Genomic DNA, 602 nt, shown 5'->3' with positions numbered 1-602 from the left:
TGCGTTTGAGTCGTTCCATTGTCAATAGTCACGCCCGTCTGACTCAGCACAGTTTTATTTGTTCCTGTACCTGCAGTGACCGTATCAATATTCAAATCCTTGCTTAAACTAAAATCAATGGTGGTGGTGCCTTTGCCATCATTCACCGCAGTTGATTTAAGATTAGTTTCGCCTGTGGCTAAGCCAATATCTACCGTATCTGTCGGCTTCACTTGTGTCGCAGCCAAATTACTGTCTGATTTTACATTCCAGCCCTTGTTGGCATTCTGTGCAACATCGCTGACTGACTTTAACTGTTCCTCGGTCGCGGCTTGTTTACTGTTATAAGTTGCGTTCGGGTCCCATGTAGTATTGGTCAAGCCATTGATTCGACCTGTGACACCATTCACCGTTACAGGGTTGCTGCCTGCGCCTGATCCAATCGTGACTTGATTGGCGAGACGGATATCCACATTATTGCCTTGGTTGCTGATCACAAGGTTACTGTCTGCATTGGAAATATCTACAGTACCGTCAGGTGCAACATTGCTCTTACTTGCAGCATTCTTATTGGTGGTGAGGTTCCAACCCTTATTGGCAATTTGCTGAACTTCATTCAATTG

At 45.2% G+C, this 602-nt stretch carries 1 pseudogene; it reads right to left on the bottom strand.

Going from position 1 to position 602, the window contains the following annotated elements:
* A pseudogene (locus WA352_RS21765) lies at window positions 1–602 on the bottom strand (hypothetical protein); the annotation flags it as partial.

The sequence above is a fragment of the Acinetobacter sp. 102 genome (genome assembly GCF_037028485.1).
In the GTDB taxonomy this organism is placed as follows: domain Bacteria; phylum Pseudomonadota; class Gammaproteobacteria; order Pseudomonadales; family Moraxellaceae; genus Acinetobacter; species Acinetobacter higginsii.
Note: the sequence above shows the minus strand (reverse complement) of the source record. Positions and strands in the feature narration are given on the sequence as shown.